The organism is Burkholderia sp. Bp9099 (genome assembly GCF_003857805.1).
GTDB lineage: Bacteria > Pseudomonadota > Gammaproteobacteria > Burkholderiales > Burkholderiaceae > Burkholderia.
Map to the genome: position 1 here is coordinate 1 of NZ_QTPU01000031.1, position 17,002 is coordinate 17,002.

Consider the following 17,002-nt stretch of genomic DNA (forward strand, 5'->3'; position numbering starts at 1 on the left):
GCGAAGATGCTGTCGAAGGGCCTCAAGGTGTCGGCCGGCACCGACGCGACGCGCGTGGCGTCGTACAACCCGTGGGTATCGCTCGCGTGGCTCGTGACGGGCAAGACGATTGGCGGGCTGCGCATGTATCCTCAGCGAAACCTGCTCGACCGCGAAACCGCGCTGCGGATGTGGACCGAGTACGTGACGTGGTTCTCGAACGAGGTGGGCAGGAAAGGGCGCATCGCGGTCGGGCAACTCGCCGACGTGGTGGTCCCGGATCGTGATTTCTTCACCTGCGCGGAGGACGATATCGTCGACACGACTGCGTTGCTGACGGTGGTTGGAGGCCGGATCGTCTGGGGCGCGGGGCCGTTCGCGTCGCACGACGCGCCGATCCCGCCCGCGATGCCGGACTGGTCGCCGGTGCGCGAGTACGGCGGCTACGGCGGCTGGGGTGCGACGCAGCGAGAGGGCGCACCGCTGCAACGGGCGGCGGCCGCGGCGATGTGCGGCTGCGCGAACGCGTGCAACGTGCACCAGCATGCGCATGCAAGCGCGTGGGGCAGCGCATTGCCGACGTCGGACGCGAAGGGCTTCTGGGGTGCGTTCGGCTGTTCGTGCTGGGCGATCTGACATGACGACGCGTACCATCTATGGCAGCCCGGCGTGGATCCGCGCGCTACTGTCGCAGCCGTGGGTCCTGCCGCTCGCGCGTCTCGCGCTGGTGTCCGCCTTTCTGCTCGGCGGCGTCGCGAAGGCGCTCGACTTCGACGGCGCGGTCGCGGAGCAGGCGCATTTCGGCCTGCATCCGGCCGCGTTGTGGGCGGCGCTGGCGATCGTGGTCGAGATCGCCGGCTCGCTGTGCGTGGTGTTTCGCCGCTTCACGTGGCTCGGCGCCGGGAGCCTCGGCATGCTGACGCTCGTCGCGATGGTCGTGGCGAACGATTTCTGGAACCGCTCGGGCGCCGAACATTTCATGGCGCTCAACAGCTTTTTCGAGCATCTTGGGCTGATCGCGGCACTTGTGCTCGCGACCGTGCTCGACGATGCGCGGCAACCGGCCGGCGACGGCCGCGCGTGACCGGGGTTTCCCGGGCCGTTGCACCATTTGATGAAACAACAAGGATATCCGTTATGAGAACCCTTCGTTCCATGTTGCTGGCGCTTGCGCTTGCCACCGGCCTCGTCGCCGCGCCCGGTGGCGTGTTCGCGAAACCGCCGGTGCCGCCCGCAGTCGCGCCGACGGTGGCCGTCGGTCCGCAGTACGACACCACGCACGTGTGCGTCGCGCCGGAAGACTTCGACCGCTTCACCGACAGTTTCGTCGCGACGTTCGGCGGCAAGAAATCGAAGCAGGGCGTGTTCCAGGTCACGCCGACGCCGAGCCAGACGATGTCGCAACTCGTGCTGACGCCGGTCGGCACGATCTCGGTGTTCGGCTTCAAGACGCCGGTCCCGTATCCGTTCTGCGCGGAGCGCACCGGCTATCTCGTCACCGACATGGACGTCGCGGTGAAGTCGGCGCGCGAGCACGGCGCCGACGTGATCGTCGACACGTTCCCCGATCCGATCGGCCGCGATGCGGTCATTACGTGGACGGGCGGCGTGAACATGCAGCTCTACTGGCACACCCAGGCGCCGCACTACGACGCGTTGCAGACCATCCCCGAGAACCGGGTCTACGTGTCGCCGCAAAGCGTACGCAAGTTCGTGCACGATTTCGTCAAGTTCTCGAAAGGCAAGGTGGTGTCCGACAACCTGAAGGCGCCGGGCATCGAGATCGGCCGGCCGAACGACACGTATCGCCGGATTCGCATCGAATCGGGCTTCGGCAAGATGACCGTGCTCGTGACGGACGGCCACCTGCCGTACCCGTACGGGCGCGAGATGACGGGCTACGACGTGCCGGACCTGGCCGCCACGCTGGAGAAGGCCAAGGCGGCGGGTGTGACCGTGCTCGTGCCGCCGTACAGCGCGGACGGCCGCGACGCGGCACTCGTGCAGTTCCCGGGCGGCTACGTCGCCGAAATCCACGCGAGCGCAGCGCGATGAAGCACGAAGACACGATCCTTGCCGCGGTGGCCGGCTTCGTCGACACGCTGAGCTTCGTCGCGCTGTTCGGGCTGTTCACCGCACACGTGACGGGCAACTTCGTGCTGATCGGCGCGGGCATCGCGGGCTTCGGCCAGGGTGTCGTGCTGAAGCTCAGCGTGTTTCCCGCGTTCGTGTGCGGCGTGATCGCGGCGAGCCTGATCGCGCGGTCGATGTCCGGGCGGCCCGCCTGGCAGGGCACGCGCGCGCTGCACGCGGTGCAGGCCGTGCTGCTGCTCGGCTTCTGCGCGGCCGGCGTGTGGGCGACGCCCGTCACGCAGCCCGACAGCCTGCCGGCGCTCGTGGCCGGCATCGTCGGCACGTTCGCGATGGGCGTGCAGAACGCGCATCCGCGCGTGATTTCGCGCGCGGGCGGCGTGCCGAACACGGTGATGACGGGCAACGTGACGCAGGCGATCCTCGACGTCGTCGACCTGCTGTCGGCCGGCACGGCCGACGCCGCACGCGCGGCGGCGCGGGCGCGCTTCGGCAAGATGCTGCCGGCGATCGTCGCGTTCGCGCTCGGCGCGGCGTGCGGTGCGCTCGGGTTCCGCTACGTCGGATTCCTGGCGCTGCTCGCACCGGTCGGCGCGCTCGCGACGCTTGCACTGTGTGCGGCGCAAGCGGCCGCACCCGCCGCGCAGGAGCGCGCATGATCGCGCGGGGGCAGCGCAGACGCGACGCCCGCGGCTTCGAACGGGCCGCGCGCCTGTCGGTCGTCGCGGCGCTGTTGTGCGCGGGCGCCGACGCGGCGGTCGCGGAAACGGCGGCTGAAACGACATCGACATCGACGCAAGGACCGGCGCAGCCTTCGGCTGCGTCGTCGGTTTCGGCCTCGACGCCGGCAGCGACCCAGACGGCCACCGCCGCATCGACGTGCACGACCAAACGCCCGACGGTGCTGTTCAACCGCTGGCAGGAGGACTGGTCGGTGCTCGCGAATCCGTGCGTGCCGCGCGCGCCGCTCGACGGGCTGAAATACATTCCGCTCGGCAACGATCCGGCCTCCTATCTATCGCTCGGCGTGAACCTGCGCGAGCGGCTGGAGACCAACGACGCGCCGCTGTTCGGAATCGGCTCCGCGCAATCGGACACGTACCTGATCCAGCGCGTCGAAGTGCATGCCGATGCGCATCTCGGCCAGCACTGGCAGTTCTTCGCGCAGTTGCAGGACGCGCGCGCGTTCGGCAAGAACACGGTGTCGCCCGTCGACAAGAACCCGCTCGATCTCGAACAGGCGTTCGCGACCTACACGGGCGCGCTCGGCGGCGGCACGTTCAAGTTCCGCGTCGGCCGGCAGGAGATGGCGTTCGACCTGCAGCGCTTCATCGCCACGCGCGACGGCCCGAACGTGCGGCAGGCGTTCGATGCGGTCTGGGCCGATTACGAATACGGGAAATGGCGCTTCATCGGCTACGCGACGCAACCGGTGCAGAACCGCAACGCGTCCGATTTCGACGACGTGTCCAATCGCGGTCTCACCTTCAGCGGCGTGCGCTTCGAGCGGCAGTCGGTCGGGCCGGGCGACCTGTCCGGCTACTGGTCGCGCTACAACCGCCGCAACGCGCGTTTCCTCGATGCGAGCGGCGCCGAGCATCGCGATGTGTGGGACGTTCGCTACACGGGCACGCAGGGCCGTTTCGACTGGGATCTCGAGACGATGCTGCAGACCGGGACGGTCGGCAACGACACGATCGGTGCGTGGGCCGTCGGCTCGATCGCGGGCTACAAGCTCGATGCGCCGTGGTCGCCGCGCGTCGCGTTGCAGATCGATGCGGCCTCGGGCGACCGGCATCCGCACGACGGCCGCGTCGGCACCTTCAATCCGCTGTTTCCGAACGGCTATTACTTCACGCTGGCCGGCTACACGAGCTATGCGAACCTGATCCACGTGAAGCCGTCCGTGACGCTGAAGCCGTCGGCGAACCTGTCGCTGCTGGGCGCGCTGGGTTTCCAGTGGCGCGAGACGACCGGCGACGCCGTCTATCAGCAGCCGAACATTCCGGTGCCCGGCACGGCAGGCAAGGGCGGCCGCTGGACGGGGATGTACGTGCAGCTGCGCGCGGACTGGACGATTGCCGCGAACCTGATCGGCGCCGTCGAGGCCGTGCACTTCCAGGTCGGCGACGCGATCCGGCAGGCGGGCGGACACAACGCGGACTACGTCGGCGTCGAGCTGAAGTACGGCTGGTGACGCGGCCGCGCGGCAACGCGCGCGCATGAAAAACACCCCAAAGGCTGGATTCGCATCCGGCTTTTGGGGTGCAGGTCGCCGCGGGTTGCCCTTCGTTCGTCCGGGCCGGCCGCGCGGCCGGCCCGTTCGCGGTGATGCCGTTACAGGTTCGGCGACAGCGTGAGCGCGTTCGTCAGGTCGCCCATCGGCTGCGCGCCGTTCGCCTTCAGCGCGTCGTCGCGCTGCTGCAGGCCCGGCAGGCGCGGCAGCGAGAAGCGGCGCGTGATGAGACGCAGGATCGAACCCGTGTCGTACTGCGTGTGGTCCACGAAACCCTTCTTCGCGTACGGCGACACGATCAGCGCCGGAATCCGCGTGCCCGGACCCCAGCGATCGGCGGTCGGCGGCGCGGCATGATCCCAGAAGCCGCCGTTCTCGTCGTACGTGACGACGACGACCATGTTCTTCCACTGCGGGCTTGCCTGCAGGTGCGCGATCACGTCGGCGATGTGCTGGTCGCCGGAGGTGACGTCCGTGTAGCCAGGGTGCTCGTTCAGGTTGCCTTGCGGCTTGTAGAACGTGACCTGCGGCAGCGTGCCCGCGTCGATCGCCTTGATGAACTCGGCGCCGTTCGCGCCGCCGTCGAGCAGGTGCTGCGCGCGGTTCGCGGTGCCCGGCGCCTGGTTCGCGAAGTAGTTGAACGGCTGGTGGTGCGGCTGGAAGTTCGGCGTCGACAGGTCGGCGCCGTAGATCACGTTCGACGTGCCGTTCTGGCTTGCCTGCAGCGCCTGGCCCCACGCGCCGCCGTACCATGCCCACGACACGCCCGCGTTGGTCATCAGGTCGCCGATGTTGGTCGCGGTCTGCGGCGGCATCGTCGACGGATTGGCCGGATCGGCGAGCAGCGGATCGCCGCCCGTGGCTGCCTTGTTGCCGCTCGGCTGATACGGCGGCTGCATCGTGTTGACCGCGAAGAAGTCGGGCGTGATCGCGCCGTCGTTGACGAACTTCGGCGGGCCGCTGAGCGCGGACGCGGGCGAGTTCGTCGCAACCTTCAGCGACTTGCCGTCCGCGTTCAACACGGCGATCTTGCCGGCCGCGGGGCTCGTGTTCGCGTTCGCGTAGAACGGCGCGCACGCGCAGATCAGGTACTGGTGGTTCAGGAACGAGCCGCCGAACGCGCCCATGAAGAAGTTGTCGGCGAGCACGTACTGCTGCGCGATCTTCCACAGCGGCAGCTTCGACGGATCCGGCGTGTAGTGGCCCATCGTCAGGCCGCCCGCATCGGTCCATGCGGCGTACATGTCGTTCTTGCCGCCGTTGATCTGCATCTGGTCCTGGTAGAAGCGGTGCACGATGTCGCGCGTCGCGATGCTCATCGACTGGTTGAAGCCCTTCGGATCGTCGATCGCGAACGGCGCGTTCGGCAGGTTCGCCGTCATCGCCTCGGTGACCGCCGGCGTGATGCCGGTCGCGGTCAGGCCGCCCCAGATCTTCGGCAGCGTCGCCATCGTCGAGCCGTCGCGATCCTTCTGCACCGAGTTCGCCGCCGTCGCGTTCTGCAGGCCGTTCGCGCCCGGGAAGTTGCCGTACAGGTTGTCGAAGCTGCGGTTTTCCGCGTAGATCACGACGACGTTCTTGACGGCCGACAGGCCTTGCTGCGTGACATCGTCGCCGCCGCAGGCGGTCAGGCTGAGCGCGGCCGCGAGGGCGATCGGCGTGTAACGAATCCAGGCGTGCTTCTTCATGCGATGTTCTCTCTTTCGTCGTGTGTCGCGTGTGGGAATCGCGGTGGTGTCGGGCCGGCGCGGGAACCTTCGGACACCTGCCGGCTGCGCGCATTATCTGGAACCGATTTGACAGCCGGGTGTAGGGGCGCTTTCAAATGACTGTCGGTCGAACGTCATGCGGCGGTCACGGAACTGACATAAGCTCCGGCCGATTGCCCACCGCTACAAGAAGAACGACGATGCACAGCCTTCTGAAATCCTTCGCGTCCGCGCGATCGCTGATCCCTGCCGCGGCGGCGCTGGCGCTGGTCGGCGGTCTCGCGGCGCTCGCCGGTTGCGATGCGCGCCCCGGTGCCGATGCATCGGCCGCCGCCATCGTGCCGGCGGCACAGGCCGCACCGGCCGCTCCGGCGGTCGCGCCGGCCAGCCAGCCGCAGACGCGCGCGCAGGTGTTCGAGGGCGTGAAGCAGATGACGGCGCTCGGCAAGCAGTTGTTCTTCGATCCGTCGCTGTCGGGGTCCGGCAAGCTCGCGTGCGCGTCGTGCCATAGCGCCGAGCATGCGTTCGGGCCGCCGAACGCGCTGTCGGTGCAACTCGGCGGCGACGACATGCACAGCACGGGCTTTCGTGCGGTGCCGTCGCTGAAGTACCTGCGCGGCATTCCGCCGTTCAGCGAGCACTTCCACGATTCGCCGGACGAAGGCGACGAAAGCATCGATGCGGGCCCGACCGGCGGGCTGACCTGGGATGGCCGCGTCGATACGCGCGATGCGCAGGCGCGCATTCCGCTCACCTCGCCCTTCGAGATGAGCAGTTCGCCGGCGCGGGTTGCGAAGGCGGTTCGCGCCGCGCCGTATGCCGACGCGTTCCGCAAGGCGTTCGGCGATCAGGTTCTCGGCGACGACCAGGCGACGTTCGGTGCGGTGCTGCGCGCGCTCGACGCATTCCAGCAGCAGCCGGCGCTGTTCGATCCGTACACGAGCAAGTACGACGCCTATCTGGCCGGCCACGCGCAGCTGACGCCCGCGGAGCTGCGCGGGCTGCAGCTGTTCAACGACGAGAAGAAGGGCAACTGCGCGAGCTGCCACGTGAGCCAGCGCACGCTCGAAGGCGGCCCGCCGCAGTTCAGCGATTTCGGCCTGATCGCGATCGCGGTGCCGCGCAACCGCGCGCTGCCGGTCAATCGCGATCCGCGCTTTTACGACCTCGGCGCGTGCGGCCCCGAGCGCACCGACCTGAAGGGCCGCGACGAATTCTGCGGCTTGTTCCGCACGCCGTCGCTGCGCAACGTCGCGCTGCGCAAGACGTTCTTCCACAACGGCGTGTACCACTCGCTCGAGGACGTGATGCGCTTCTACGCCGAGCGTGACATCCATCCGGAGAAGTTCTATCCGGTCGTGCACGGCAAGGTGCAGGTCTACGACGACCTGCCGAAGCGCTACTGGCCGAACATCAACCGCGAGCCGCCGTTCGACCGCAAGCGCGGCGACGCGCCCGCGCTGAACGCGGCCGAGATCAAGGACGTGATCGCGTTCCTGAACACGCTGACCGACGGATATCAACCGGCAGCCGCGTCGGCGGCCCGCTAGACGACGTTCCTGGCGGCACGCATGCTATGCTCGCTGGCTGACGGGCGTGGCGCGTGCCGGTTCGCCGGCCGCCGGAGTGCCGGCCGCGCGCCATGCCGTTCGATCGAACATCCAAGGAGAACAACACATGTCGATGCGTGCATCCCTTTCCGTCGTCACGCGCGTGCTGGCCGGCGCCGCGTGCGCAGCCGCGATGCTGCCTGCCTACGCACAGAGCAACCTGGGCTTCCTGAACGACACGCCGCTCGCCTACTTCAGCAAGACCGACCGTGCGTCGCTGGCCAAGGCCGTGGCGCAGGTGCGCGACGAAGGCAAGGACGGCGAGACCACGACCTGGCAGAGCAGCGGCCGCGGCACGCAGATCGATGCGAAGCTCACGCCGTCGACGTCCGAGAACGACGGCAAGACGTGCCGCGAGATCGCCACCGACATTTCCGCGAAGGGCCAGACGCTGACGCTCAAGCCCGTCTATTGCAAGACCGCCACGGGCAAGTGGCAGCTGCAGAAGCGCTGAGCGCGCGTGCAATGAAGCGCAGCGGTGCGTCGCGCACGGTGTCGTGCGGCGTCGTGATTCTCGACGGGGCCGGCCGCGTATTCCTCGCGCACGCGACGGACACCACGCACTGGGACATCCCGAAGGGGCAGGGCGAGCCCGGCGAATCGCCGGTCGACGCGGCGCTGCGGGAGCTGCGCGAGGAAACCGGCATCGAGTTCGCGCCGGCGCGACTGCTCGATCTCGGCCGCTTCGCCTACCGTCACGACAAGGACTTGCACCTGTTCGCGGTGCAGGTCGCGGACGACGAGATCGATCCCGCGCGCTGCACGTGCACGTCGCTGTTCCCGAGCCGTCGCGACGGCTCGCTGATTCCCGAGATGGACGCGTATCGCTGGACCGCGCCCGGCGACGTCGACGCGTATGCAAGCCGCAGCCTCGCGCGGCTGTTTCGCACGACGCTGTCGCTCGCGGATCTGCACCGGCGGTTGGCGAGCGCGTAAGCGCGGCGGCCGGCGCAGCCGCGCTTGCGCGCACGCAATAAAAAACGGCCCGAAGGCCGTTTTTTTCATCCTGCGGCGGGCGGTGCGAGGCCGCCGCGCCGCGCGCGGAGCAGGCCGTCAGGCCGGCTTGCCCCAGCTGTCGCGCAGCCCGACGATCCGGTTGAACACCGGCTTGCCCGGCTTCGAATCGACGCGGTCGGCGACGAAATAGCCGTGACGCTCGAACTGCAGGCGCGTTTCCGGCGCGACGTCGCCGGCGCCCGGCTCGACGTAGGCCTGCGTGACCTTCTTCGAGTCCGGGTTCAGCGCCTCGAGGAAGTTCGCGCCGCCCGCGTCCGGGTGCGGCGCCTTGAACAGCCGGTCGTAGATCCGCACTTCGGCCGCCTGCGCGTGCTTCGCGCTGACCCAGTGGATGTTGCCCTTGACCTTGTAGTTGTTCGCGCCTTCGGTGCCCGACTTGCTGTCCGGGAAGTAGTTGCAGTGCACGGCCGTCACGTTGCCGTCGGCGTCCTTGTCGAAGCCCGTGCATTCGATCACGTAGCCGTAGCGCAGGCGCACCTTGTTGCCCGGGAACAGGCGGAAATAGCCCTTCGGCGGGTTCTCGACGAAGTCCTCGCGCTCGATCCACAGCTCGCGCGAGATCGGGAAGGTGCGCACGCCGCGGTCGGGGTGGTGCGGGTGCACGGGCGCCGTGCACGCTTCTTCCTGGCCTTCCGGATAGTTGTCGATCACGAGCTTCAGCGGATCGAGCACGGCGACCGAGCGCGGTGCCTTGTCGTCGAGGTCGTCGCGCAGCGCGCCTTCGAACACGCTCATGTCGATCCACGAATCGACCTTCGTCACGCCGATCCGCTCGCAGAACAGGTGGATGCTCTCCGGCGTGAAGCCGCGGCGGCGGATGCCGACGATCGTCGGCATGCGCGGGTCGTCCCAGCCTTCGACGTGACCTTCGGTGACGAGCTGCAGCAGCTTGCGCTTGCTGGTGATCGCGTACGTGAGGTTCAGGCGCGAGAATTCGATCTGTTGCGGCAGCGGGCGCGTGAACACGCCGGCTTCCGCGAGTTCGTTCAGCACCCAGTCGTACAGCGGGCGGTGATCCTCGAATTCGAGCGTGCACAGCGAATGCGTGATGCCTTCGAGCGCATCCGAGATGCAGTGCGTGTAGTCGTACATCGGATACACGCACCATGCGTCGCCGGTACGGTAGTGATGCGCGTAGCGGATCCGGTAGATCACCGGGTCGCGCATGTTCATGTTCGGCGACGCCATGTCGATCTTCGCGCGCAGCACGTGCTCGCCTTCCTTGAACTCGCCGGCCTTCATCCGGCGGAACAGGTCGAGGTTTTCCTCGGGCGAGCGGTCGCGGAACGGCGACGGCTTGCCGCCTTCGGTCAGCGAGCCGCGGTTCGCGCGCATTTCCTCGGCGCTCTGGCTGTCGACGTACGCCTTGCCGCGCTGGATCAGCAGCTCGGCGAATTCGTACAGCTTGTCGTAGTAGTCGCTCGCGAAATACTGGTGATCGACCGCGTCCTTGCGCCAGTCGAAGCCGAGCCAGCGCACGGCGTCGACGATCGAGTCGACGTATTCGACGCTTTCCTTTTCCGGGTTCGTGTCGTCGAAGCGCAGGTGGCACACGCCGCCGTAGTCGCGCGCGACGCTGAAGTTCAGGCAGATGCTCTTGGCATGGCCGATGTGCAGATAGCCGTTCGGCTCGGGCGGAAAGCGCGTCTCGACGCGGCCGCTCCATTTGCCGGTGCGGTTGTCGTCGTCGATGATGTTGCGGATGAAATTGGAAGCCGCGGGGGCGTCGTTGCGTTCGGTGCTCATGCGGTTGGCGTCAGGTTGTGTCGGCGCGTCGCGCCGGTTTAATCCCGTAATTCTACCTGACCGGGGTCCGTCCCGCGCGGGTTGCGGCGTCGACAGGGCGGTTCGCGCTGCCGATCGCAATATCTCGATAGTGTGTCGGCTGTAACACGACGTAAATCGGATTGCCCCCCGCATTCGGCTTTTCCTATGATGGCTTCACCGAATCAATGCCGCCATTCGCAGTTTTTGCGGGGCGGGAGGAAGCCAACAATCATGATGAAGAAGACCACTTTTCTCGTTCGTACCGCGGTAATCGTCGCGGCCCTGTCGCAGCTCGGCGCATGCGCGATGACGCACACGCAGCGTAACGCCGGGATCGGCGCGGCAGCGGGCGGCGCGCTCGGCTACCTGATCACGGGCGGCCCGGTCGGCACGGTCGCCGGCGCCGCGGCAGGCGGCCTCGTCGGCGCCGGCGTGCGCTGACCGAAGCCGGCGCGCGTGAGCGCCGGCCGGTCGCGTGCGCAGCGCGACCGATTCATACACCGCACATCCATTCCGCGATTCGACAGGCAGCATCAGGGAGGAGCGGGTGTGCGACACTTCGTCGACGTTACATAAAACGACTTCATGCGTCGACGAACCTTCCATGAGCGATTCTCTCGTTTTCGTGCTGCCGGGCTACGGTAACTCCGGCCCGTTCCACTGGCAAAGCCGCTGGGAGCGCGCCGACGCGCGTTTCGTACGCATCGCGATGCCCGACTGGGACCGTGCGTTCCGCAACGGCTGGTGTCTCGCGCTCGATCGTGCGGTCGAAGCCGCGCCGGGCCCCGTGACGATCGCCGCGCACAGCCTCGGCACGCTGACCACCGCGTGGTGGGCGACCCGTTACGCGCGGCCGGCCGCGCTCGAGAAAGTGCGCGGCGCGCTGCTCGTCGCTCTGCCCGATCCGGCCGGGCCGGCGTTTCCGGCCGATGCGCACGGTTTCGGGCCGGTGCCGCACGAGCGGCTGCCGTTTCCGACCTGCGTGGTTGCGAGCAGCGACGATCCGTACGGCTCGCTCGCGTTCGCGCGCGGCTGCGCGCACGCGTGGGGCAGCGCGTTTCATGACCTCGGCCCGCGCGGCCACATCAACGCGGACAGCGGGCTCGGCGACTGGCCGCAGGGGCGCGGCTGGCTCGACGCGCTGGCGGTCGCAGGTTGACCGTGGCGCGCAGGGTGGGCGGACCGCAGGACCTTCAGATCGTCTGCTTCGCCTTCAACGCCGCGATCCGTTCGTTGTCGTGGCACAGCAACGGCGGAGCCACGCGCGTCGACAGTCCCCCGTAGCGTGTCGCGCCATCCGGGCTCATCGTGGTAGGCGTGCGCGGCAGCGGACTCGCCCTGCCGTTGGACAGCGCTCCGAATTTCTGACGTGTCCCATATCGCTTGAAGTCGGTAGTGGGTAGTCTGGCGGCCCATTCGACCGGACGGAAAGCCTCCATGCCAGTCCAGCCCGCACGATCCGACCGCACCAAAGAAAACAACGGAGCCGCGACGAAACGGATTCAGGTTGATCTGTCACGGCAATGCGTCGAAGCATACGAGGGGCGCGTTTGCGTGTTCCGCTTCGACTGCGTGACAGGCGACCGCGAGCACCCGACCGTTCGGGGCACGTTCAGAATCCTCCGCAAGCACCACCCTTATCGCAGTCGCATGTATAACGTGCAGATGGATCATGCAATGTTCTTCACCGCGGATGGCAAGGCTTTTCATCAATACCACGGACCGATGCCGCTCGGCGTCGTGCGGCTGGCTCGCAATTCACTGAGTGACCGGTTCGGCTCGCGCGGATGTGTGCGGCTGAACGAGGCCGATGCGCGGCAGCTGTACGAATGGACACCGGTCGGAACCATGGTGCAGGTGTCATGACGCCCGCGGCAACAGGCCAGCTCGCTCGCGCGGCCGGCGTGGTGTTCGTCGCCGTGCTCGTCGTATTGGCTTGGCGAAGCATGGTCGGAAGCGCCGGCAGTCGCGTGCCGATCGCGCCGGGTACCGAAATACTCAGTGTGCAGCCGGATGAGGTGATGTCGTTCGTCTACACCGCCGGTACGCTGAACGTGAACGCTCATCGCGTGCAGTCGGCGGCGCCGTTCTCCGTGCGCGTCACGTTCGACGGCCGTGTTTCCCGGCAGTGTGTCGCGCCCCCTGGGCTGGCCGACCGGCTCGCGCCGCTCACCACGCTGATCGTGCGTGGCAGTGTGCCCGTCGCCGAGCTTGCGACGGCGTTCCCGACGCCGCTCGGCACGTTGGAAATGCGCGATCGCATCGCCTCCGAACCGCTTCCGACATTGGTATTCCGGGGGGCGGCCGACACGGACACGGTGGCAGTCACCGGCCTCCCGGGCGCGGGCGGTCGTGCGATCGTCGTCGATCCGGCCGCGCGTGCCGCGCTCGCACTGCTCGCTGGCGGGTGCGATACGCTTGCGCAGCGCTGACCCCCGATATACCCGGCCGACACTGCTTGCGTGGGCGGTCGGCCAGGTATCACACGCGCTCAAATCGCCTGCTTCGCCTTCAACGCGGCGATCCGCACATCGTCGTAGCCGAGCATGTCGCGCAGCACGTCTTCCGTCTGCGCGCCCAGCAGCGGCGGGGCGGTGCGCGCATCGGGCGGCGTCGCGCTCATCCGGATCGGATTGCGCACGAGCTTCACGTCCGCGCCGCACGGGTGCGGCAGCGACACCTGCATTCCGCGCGCGACCACCTGTTCGTTGTCGAACACCTCGTCGAGTTCGTTGATCGGCCCGCACGGCACGCCGGCCGCTTCGAGCACGGCGATCCAGTCGGCCTTGCCGCGCGCCTTCACCATCTCCGCGAGGATCGGCACCAGCGTGTCGCGGTGGCGCACGCGCGACGGATTCGTCGCGAACCGTTCGTCGTCGGCCAGCTCGGGCCGCCCGCCGGCCTCGACGAACTTGCGGAACTGCCCGTCGTTGCCCACCGCGACGATGATCCAGCCGTCGCTCGTCTGGAACGTCTGGTAAGGCACGATGTTCGGGTGCGCGTTGCCCCAGCGCACCGGCGGCTTGCCGCTCGCGAGGAAGTTGGTGTTCATGTTCGCGAGCAGCGCGACCTGCACGTCGAGCAGCGCCATGTCGATGTACTGGCCTTCGCCCGTGCGATCGCGGTGCGCGAGCGCGGCGAGCACCGCGATCGTCGAATAGAGGCCCGTCGCGAGATCGGCGATCGCCACGCCGGCTTTTTGCGGCCCGCCGCCCGGCTCGCTGTCGCGCTCGCCGGTGATGCTCATGAAGCCGCCGATCCCCTGGACGATGAAGTCGTAGCCCGCGCGGTGCGCGTACGGGCCCGTCTGGCCGAACCCGGTGACCGAGCAGTAGACGAGATCGGGCTTCACCGCGCGCAGCGATTCGTAATCGAGCCCGTATTTCTTCAGCTGGCCGACCTTGTAGTTCTCGAGCACGACGTCGCTCTGCGCGGCGAGCTCGCGCACGATCTGCTGGCCTTCCGGCGTCGCGATGTCGACCGTCACCGAGCGCTTGTTGCGGTTCGCCGCGAGGTAGTACGCGGCCTCGGCCGTATCGGCGCCGGTCGCGTCCTTCAGGTACGGCGGCCCCCAGTGGCGCGTGTCGTCGCCGGCGCCGGGGCGCTCGACCTTGATCACGTCCGCGCCGAAATCGGCAAGCGTCTGCGCGCACCACGGGCCCGCGAGCACGCGGGTGAGGTCCAGCACGCGGATATGGCTCAGGGCACCCATCGTCGAATCGTCTCCTTTCATGGCTCGCCCGGCCCGAGGCAAGGCGGATTGGCATGCCGAGCATCTTAAGGCGAATCGGCCGCGCCGGTGGCCCAGGCCGCTCGTCCGGCGCGGCGGGCCGCTGGCGTGGGAGCCGCCGATCTGTATCGTATAATCGCTCGTTTACGATATCTGCCCGCCGTGCGTCCGCGAGGACGGCCGGCGTTTGAAGCCGTCTCAGCCAGACATTCCCCGCACGCCATGAAAGCTGCCGAAATCCGCGAGAAATTCCTCAAATTCTTCGAATCGAAGGGCCACACGATCGTCCGCTCGTCGAGCCTCGTGCCCGGTAACGACCCCACGCTGATGTTCACGAACTCGGGCATGGTCCAGTTCAAGGACGTGTTCCTCGGCACGGATCCGCGTCCGTACACGCGCGCCACGACCGCGCAGCGCAGCGTGCGCGCGGGCGGCAAGCACAACGACCTCGAGAACGTCGGCTACACGGCGCGCCACCACACGTTCTTCGAGATGCTCGGCAACTTCTCGTTCGGCGACTACTTCAAGCACGACGCGATCCGCTTCGCGTGGGAACTGCTGACCACGGTCTACCAGCTGCCGAAGGAAAAGCTGTGGGTCACCGTCTACCAGGAAGACGACGAAGCGTACGACATCTGGGCGAAGGAGGTCGGCGTGCCGACCGAGCGGATCATCCGCATCGGCGACAACAAGGGCGCGCGCTACGCGTCGGACAACTTCTGGACGATGGGCGACACCGGCCCGTGCGGCCCGTGTACCGAAATCTTCTACGACCACGGTCCGGACGTGTGGGGCGGCCCGCCGGGATCGCCTGAAGAAGACGGCGACCGCTACATCGAGATCTGGAACCTCGTGTTCATGCAGTTCAACCGCGACGCGCAGGGCAACATGACGCGCCTGCCGAAGCAGTCGGTCGACACCGGCATGGGCCTCGAGCGTCTCGCCGCGGTGCTGCAGCACGTGCACAGCAACTACGAGATCGACCTGTTCCAGAACCTGATCAAGGCCGCCGCGCGCGTGACCGAGATCAGCGACCTCACGAACAACTCGCTGAAGGTGATCGCCGATCACATCCGCGCGTGCTCGTTCCTGATCGTCGACGGCGTGATCCCCGGCAACGAAGGCCGCGGCTACGTGCTGCGCCGCATCGTGCGCCGCGCGATCCGCCACGGCTACAAGCTTGGCCGCAAGGGCTCGTTCTTCCACAAGCTGGTGGCTGACCTCGTCGCCGAGATGGGCGCGGCCTATCCGGAGCTGAAGGAAGCCGAGCAGCGCGTGACCGATGTGTTGCGCCAGGAAGAAGAGCGTTTCTTCGAGACGATCGAGCACGGGATGTCGATCCTCGAAGCGGCGCTGGCGGATGTCGACGCGAAGGGCGGCAAGGTGCTCGACGGCGAACTCGCGTTCAAGCTGCACGACACGTACGGCTTCCCGCTCGACCTCACGGCCGACGTGTGCCGCGAGCGCGGGATGACGGTCGACGAGCCGGCGTTCGACGACGCGATGGCGCGTCAGCGCGAGCAGGCGCGCGCGGCCGGCAAGTTCAAGGCCACGCAGGGCCTCGAATACTCGGGCGCGAAGACCACGTTCCACGGTTATGAAGAGATCGCGTTCGACGACGCGAAGGTCGTCGCGCTGTACGTCGACGGTTCGGCCGTCAACGAAGTGAAGCACGGCCAGGATGCGGTCGTCGTGCTCGACCACACGCCGTTCTACGCGGAGTCGGGCGGCCAGGTCGGCGACCAGGGCGTGCTCGCGAATGCAGCGACGCGCTTCGCCGTGGCCGACACGCTGAAGGTGCAGGCCGACGTGATCGGCCACCACGGCACGCTCGAACAGGGCACGCTGAAGGTCGGCGACGTGCTGCGCGCGGAAATCGACGCGCATCGTCGCGCACGCACGCAGCGCAACCACTCGGCGACCCACCTGATGCACAAGGCGCTGCGTGAAGTGCTCGGCGCACACGTGCAGCAGAAGGGCTCGCTCGTCGACGCGGAGAAAACCCGCTTCGACTTCGCGCACAACGCGCCGCTGACCGACGACGAAATCCGTCGCGTCGAGCAGATCGTCAACAACGAAATCCTCGCGAACGCGCCGGGCATCGTGCGCGTGATGCCGTACGACGAAGCGGTGAAGGGAGGCGCGATGGCGCTGTTCGGCGAGAAGTACGGCGACGAAGTGCGCGTGCTCGATCTCGGCTTCTCGCGCGAACTGTGCGGCGGCACGCACGTGCACCGCACCGGCGACATCGGCTTCTTCAAGATCGTCGTCGAAGGCGGCGTCGCGGCCGGCATCCGCCGGGTCGAGGCGATCACCGGCGACAACGCGGTGCGCTACGTGCAGGAGCTCGATGCGCGCGTGAACGAAGCGGCCGCCGCGCTGAAGGCGCAGCCGTCGGAACTCACGCAACGCATCGCGCAGGTGCAGGACCAGGTGAAGTCGCTCGAGAAGGAACTGGGCGCGCTGAAGTCGAAGCTCGCGTCGAGCCAGGGCGACGAGCTCGCGCAGCAGGCGATCGAAGTCGGCGGCGTGTTCGTGCTGGCCGCGACGCTCGACGGCGCGGACGCGAAGACGCTGCGCGAGACGGTCGACAAGCTGAAGGACAAGCTGAAGAGCGCGGCGATCGTGCTGGCGGCCGTCGAAGGCGGCAAGGTCAGCCTGATCGCGGGCGTCACGCCGGACGCGAGCAAGAAGGTCAAGGCCGGCGAGCTCGTGAACTTCGTCGCGCAGCAGGTCGGCGGCAAGGGCGGCGGCCGTCCGGACATGGCGCAGGCAGGCGGCACGGAACCGGCGAACCTGCCGGGCGCGCTGGCAGGCGTCAAGGGCTGGGTCGAAGAGCGTCTTTGATCGGCATGGCTGGTGA

At 67.8% G+C, this 17,002-nt stretch carries 16 protein-coding genes; 13 read left to right on the forward strand and 3 right to left on the reverse strand.

From position 1 onward, the window contains the following. The 5 genes from DIE17_RS29655 to DIE17_RS29675 all read left to right on the forward strand — a co-directional run. Positions 1-615, forward strand: a 615-nt coding sequence (locus DIE17_RS29655; protein WP_148095669.1) for an amidohydrolase family protein, incomplete at its 5' end; no start/stop codon positions are given. Between the two features lies 1 nt (position 616). Continuing rightward, positions 617-1,063: a DoxX family protein gene (locus DIE17_RS29660; RefSeq protein WP_124488932.1), complete on the forward strand. Its 447-nt coding sequence runs from the start codon at positions 617-619 to the stop codon at positions 1,061-1,063. Positions 1,064-1,116: 53 nt separating this feature from the next. Continuing rightward, complete coding sequence (locus DIE17_RS29665; protein ID WP_124523008.1) at positions 1,117-2,034, forward strand: VOC family protein; 918 nt, start codon at positions 1,117-1,119, stop codon at positions 2,032-2,034. Beyond that, positions 2,031-2,729, forward strand: coding sequence for a YoaK family protein (locus DIE17_RS29670; RefSeq protein ID WP_044846118.1), 699 nt, complete (start codon positions 2,031-2,033; stop codon positions 2,727-2,729). Before DIE17_RS29665 ends, DIE17_RS29670 begins: the two co-directional genes overlap by 4 nt. Continuing rightward, complete coding sequence (locus DIE17_RS29675) at positions 2,726-4,267, forward strand: alginate export family protein (protein ID WP_124488934.1); 1,542 nt, start codon at positions 2,726-2,728, stop codon at positions 4,265-4,267. The genes DIE17_RS29670 and DIE17_RS29675 overlap by 4 nt, the downstream gene beginning before the upstream one ends. 140 nt (positions 4,268-4,407) lie before the next feature. On the opposite strand, the gene DIE17_RS29680 is transcribed toward DIE17_RS29675, so the two are convergent. Further along, positions 4,408-5,994 (reverse strand): acid phosphatase, encoded by a 1,587-nt coding sequence (locus DIE17_RS29680; RefSeq protein WP_185500317.1) that lies wholly within the window; start codon positions 5,992-5,994, stop codon positions 4,408-4,410. 221 nt (positions 5,995-6,215) lie between these two features. On the opposite strand from DIE17_RS29680, the gene DIE17_RS29685 reads away from it, so the two are divergent. The 3 genes from DIE17_RS29685 to DIE17_RS29695 all read left to right on the forward strand — a co-directional run bounded on the left by DIE17_RS29685 (position 6,216) and on the right by DIE17_RS29695 (position 8,561). Then, entirely contained in the window at positions 6,216-7,565 is a 1,350-nt protein-coding gene (locus tag DIE17_RS29685; protein ID WP_124523011.1) for a cytochrome-c peroxidase, read from the forward strand. Between the two features lie 127 nt (positions 7,566-7,692). Next, positions 7,693-8,079 carry a hypothetical protein gene (locus DIE17_RS29690; protein ID WP_044846115.1) on the forward strand — a complete coding sequence of 129 codons (387 nt, stop codon included), beginning with the start codon at positions 7,693-7,695 and terminating at the stop codon, positions 8,077-8,079. A gap of 11 nt (positions 8,080-8,090) precedes the next feature. Beyond that, positions 8,091-8,561, forward strand: a complete 471-nt coding sequence (locus DIE17_RS29695; protein ID WP_044846139.1) for an NUDIX hydrolase — start codon at positions 8,091-8,093, stop codon at positions 8,559-8,561. Between the two features lie 117 nt (positions 8,562-8,678). Here the strand turns inward: DIE17_RS29695 and DIE17_RS29700 are convergent, their stop codons facing one another. Next, a complete protein-coding gene (locus DIE17_RS29700) occupies positions 8,679-10,388 on the reverse strand; it encodes a glutamine--tRNA ligase/YqeY domain fusion protein (RefSeq protein ID WP_044846114.1) in 1,710 nt (569 codons plus the stop codon). 252 nt (positions 10,389-10,640) lie between these two features. Here DIE17_RS29700 and DIE17_RS29705 point away from each other — a divergent pair, with 252 nt between their 5' ends. From DIE17_RS29705 to DIE17_RS29720, 4 genes are all read left to right on the forward strand, one after another. Continuing rightward, positions 10,641-10,850 carry an ornithine acetyltransferase gene (locus DIE17_RS29705; protein ID WP_006497729.1) on the forward strand — a complete coding sequence of 70 codons (210 nt, stop codon included), beginning with the start codon at positions 10,641-10,643 and terminating at the stop codon, positions 10,848-10,850. Positions 10,851-11,013: 163 nt separating this feature from the next. Then, positions 11,014-11,568: an RBBP9/YdeN family alpha/beta hydrolase gene (locus DIE17_RS29710; RefSeq protein ID WP_124523012.1), complete on the forward strand. Its 555-nt coding sequence runs from the start codon at positions 11,014-11,016 to the stop codon at positions 11,566-11,568. A gap of 278 nt (positions 11,569-11,846) precedes the next feature. Beyond that, positions 11,847-12,275 (forward strand): L,D-transpeptidase, encoded by a 429-nt coding sequence (locus DIE17_RS29715; protein ID WP_124523013.1) that lies wholly within the window; start codon positions 11,847-11,849, stop codon positions 12,273-12,275. Beyond that, on the forward strand, positions 12,272-12,841 hold the full coding sequence (locus tag DIE17_RS29720) for a hypothetical protein (protein ID WP_260426223.1): 570 nt from the start codon (positions 12,272-12,274) through the stop codon (positions 12,839-12,841). The genes DIE17_RS29715 and DIE17_RS29720 overlap by 4 nt, the downstream gene beginning before the upstream one ends. A gap of 59 nt (positions 12,842-12,900) precedes the next feature. Here DIE17_RS29720 and DIE17_RS29725 read toward each other — a convergent pair whose 3' ends face one another. Next, on the reverse strand, positions 12,901-14,121 hold the full coding sequence (locus DIE17_RS29725; RefSeq protein ID WP_124523014.1) for a CaiB/BaiF CoA-transferase family protein: 1,221 nt from the start codon (positions 14,119-14,121) through the stop codon (positions 12,901-12,903). A 240-nt stretch (positions 14,122-14,361) separates the two neighbouring features. On the opposite strand from DIE17_RS29725, the gene alaS reads away from it, so the two are divergent. Beyond that, on the forward strand, positions 14,362-16,986 hold the full coding sequence (gene alaS / locus DIE17_RS29730) for an alanine--tRNA ligase (RefSeq protein ID WP_044846110.1): 2,625 nt from the start codon (positions 14,362-14,364) through the stop codon (positions 16,984-16,986). Positions 16,987-17,002 lie beyond the last annotated feature (16 nt).

What these genes read in the sequence shown, in the direction of transcription:
- DIE17_RS29695 (WP_044846139.1), top strand. Translation starts at nt 8,091, where the DNA reads ATGAAGCGCAGCGGTGCGTCGCGCACGGTGTCGTGCGGCGTCGTGATT.
- DIE17_RS29670 (WP_044846118.1), top strand. Translation starts at nt 2,031, where the DNA reads ATGAAGCACGAAGACACGATCCTTGCCGCGGTGGCCGGCTTCGTCGAC.
- DIE17_RS29715 (WP_124523013.1), top strand. Translation starts at nt 11,847, where the DNA reads ATGCCAGTCCAGCCCGCACGATCCGACCGCACCAAAGAAAACAACGGA.
- alaS (WP_044846110.1), top strand. Translation starts at nt 14,362, where the DNA reads ATGAAAGCTGCCGAAATCCGCGAGAAATTCCTCAAATTCTTCGAATCG.
- DIE17_RS29675 (WP_124488934.1), top strand. Translation starts at nt 2,726, where the DNA reads ATGATCGCGCGGGGGCAGCGCAGACGCGACGCCCGCGGCTTCGAACGG.
- DIE17_RS29665 (WP_124523008.1), top strand. Translation starts at nt 1,117, where the DNA reads ATGAGAACCCTTCGTTCCATGTTGCTGGCGCTTGCGCTTGCCACCGGC.
- DIE17_RS29725 (WP_124523014.1), bottom strand. Translation starts at nt 14,121, where the DNA reads ATGGGTGCCCTGAGCCATATCCGCGTGCTGGACCTCACCCGCGTGCTC.
- DIE17_RS29660 (WP_124488932.1), top strand. Translation starts at nt 617, where the DNA reads ATGACGACGCGTACCATCTATGGCAGCCCGGCGTGGATCCGCGCGCTA.
- DIE17_RS29685 (WP_124523011.1), top strand. Translation starts at nt 6,216, where the DNA reads ATGCACAGCCTTCTGAAATCCTTCGCGTCCGCGCGATCGCTGATCCCT.
- DIE17_RS29690 (WP_044846115.1), top strand. Translation starts at nt 7,693, where the DNA reads ATGTCGATGCGTGCATCCCTTTCCGTCGTCACGCGCGTGCTGGCCGGC.
- DIE17_RS29705 (WP_006497729.1), top strand. Translation starts at nt 10,641, where the DNA reads ATGATGAAGAAGACCACTTTTCTCGTTCGTACCGCGGTAATCGTCGCG.
- DIE17_RS29710 (WP_124523012.1), top strand. Translation starts at nt 11,014, where the DNA reads ATGAGCGATTCTCTCGTTTTCGTGCTGCCGGGCTACGGTAACTCCGGC.
- DIE17_RS29720 (WP_260426223.1), top strand. Translation starts at nt 12,272, where the DNA reads ATGACGCCCGCGGCAACAGGCCAGCTCGCTCGCGCGGCCGGCGTGGTG.
- DIE17_RS29700 (WP_044846114.1), bottom strand. Translation starts at nt 10,388, where the DNA reads ATGAGCACCGAACGCAACGACGCCCCCGCGGCTTCCAATTTCATCCGC.
- DIE17_RS29680 (WP_185500317.1), bottom strand. Translation starts at nt 5,994, where the DNA reads ATGAAGAAGCACGCCTGGATTCGTTACACGCCGATCGCCCTCGCGGCC.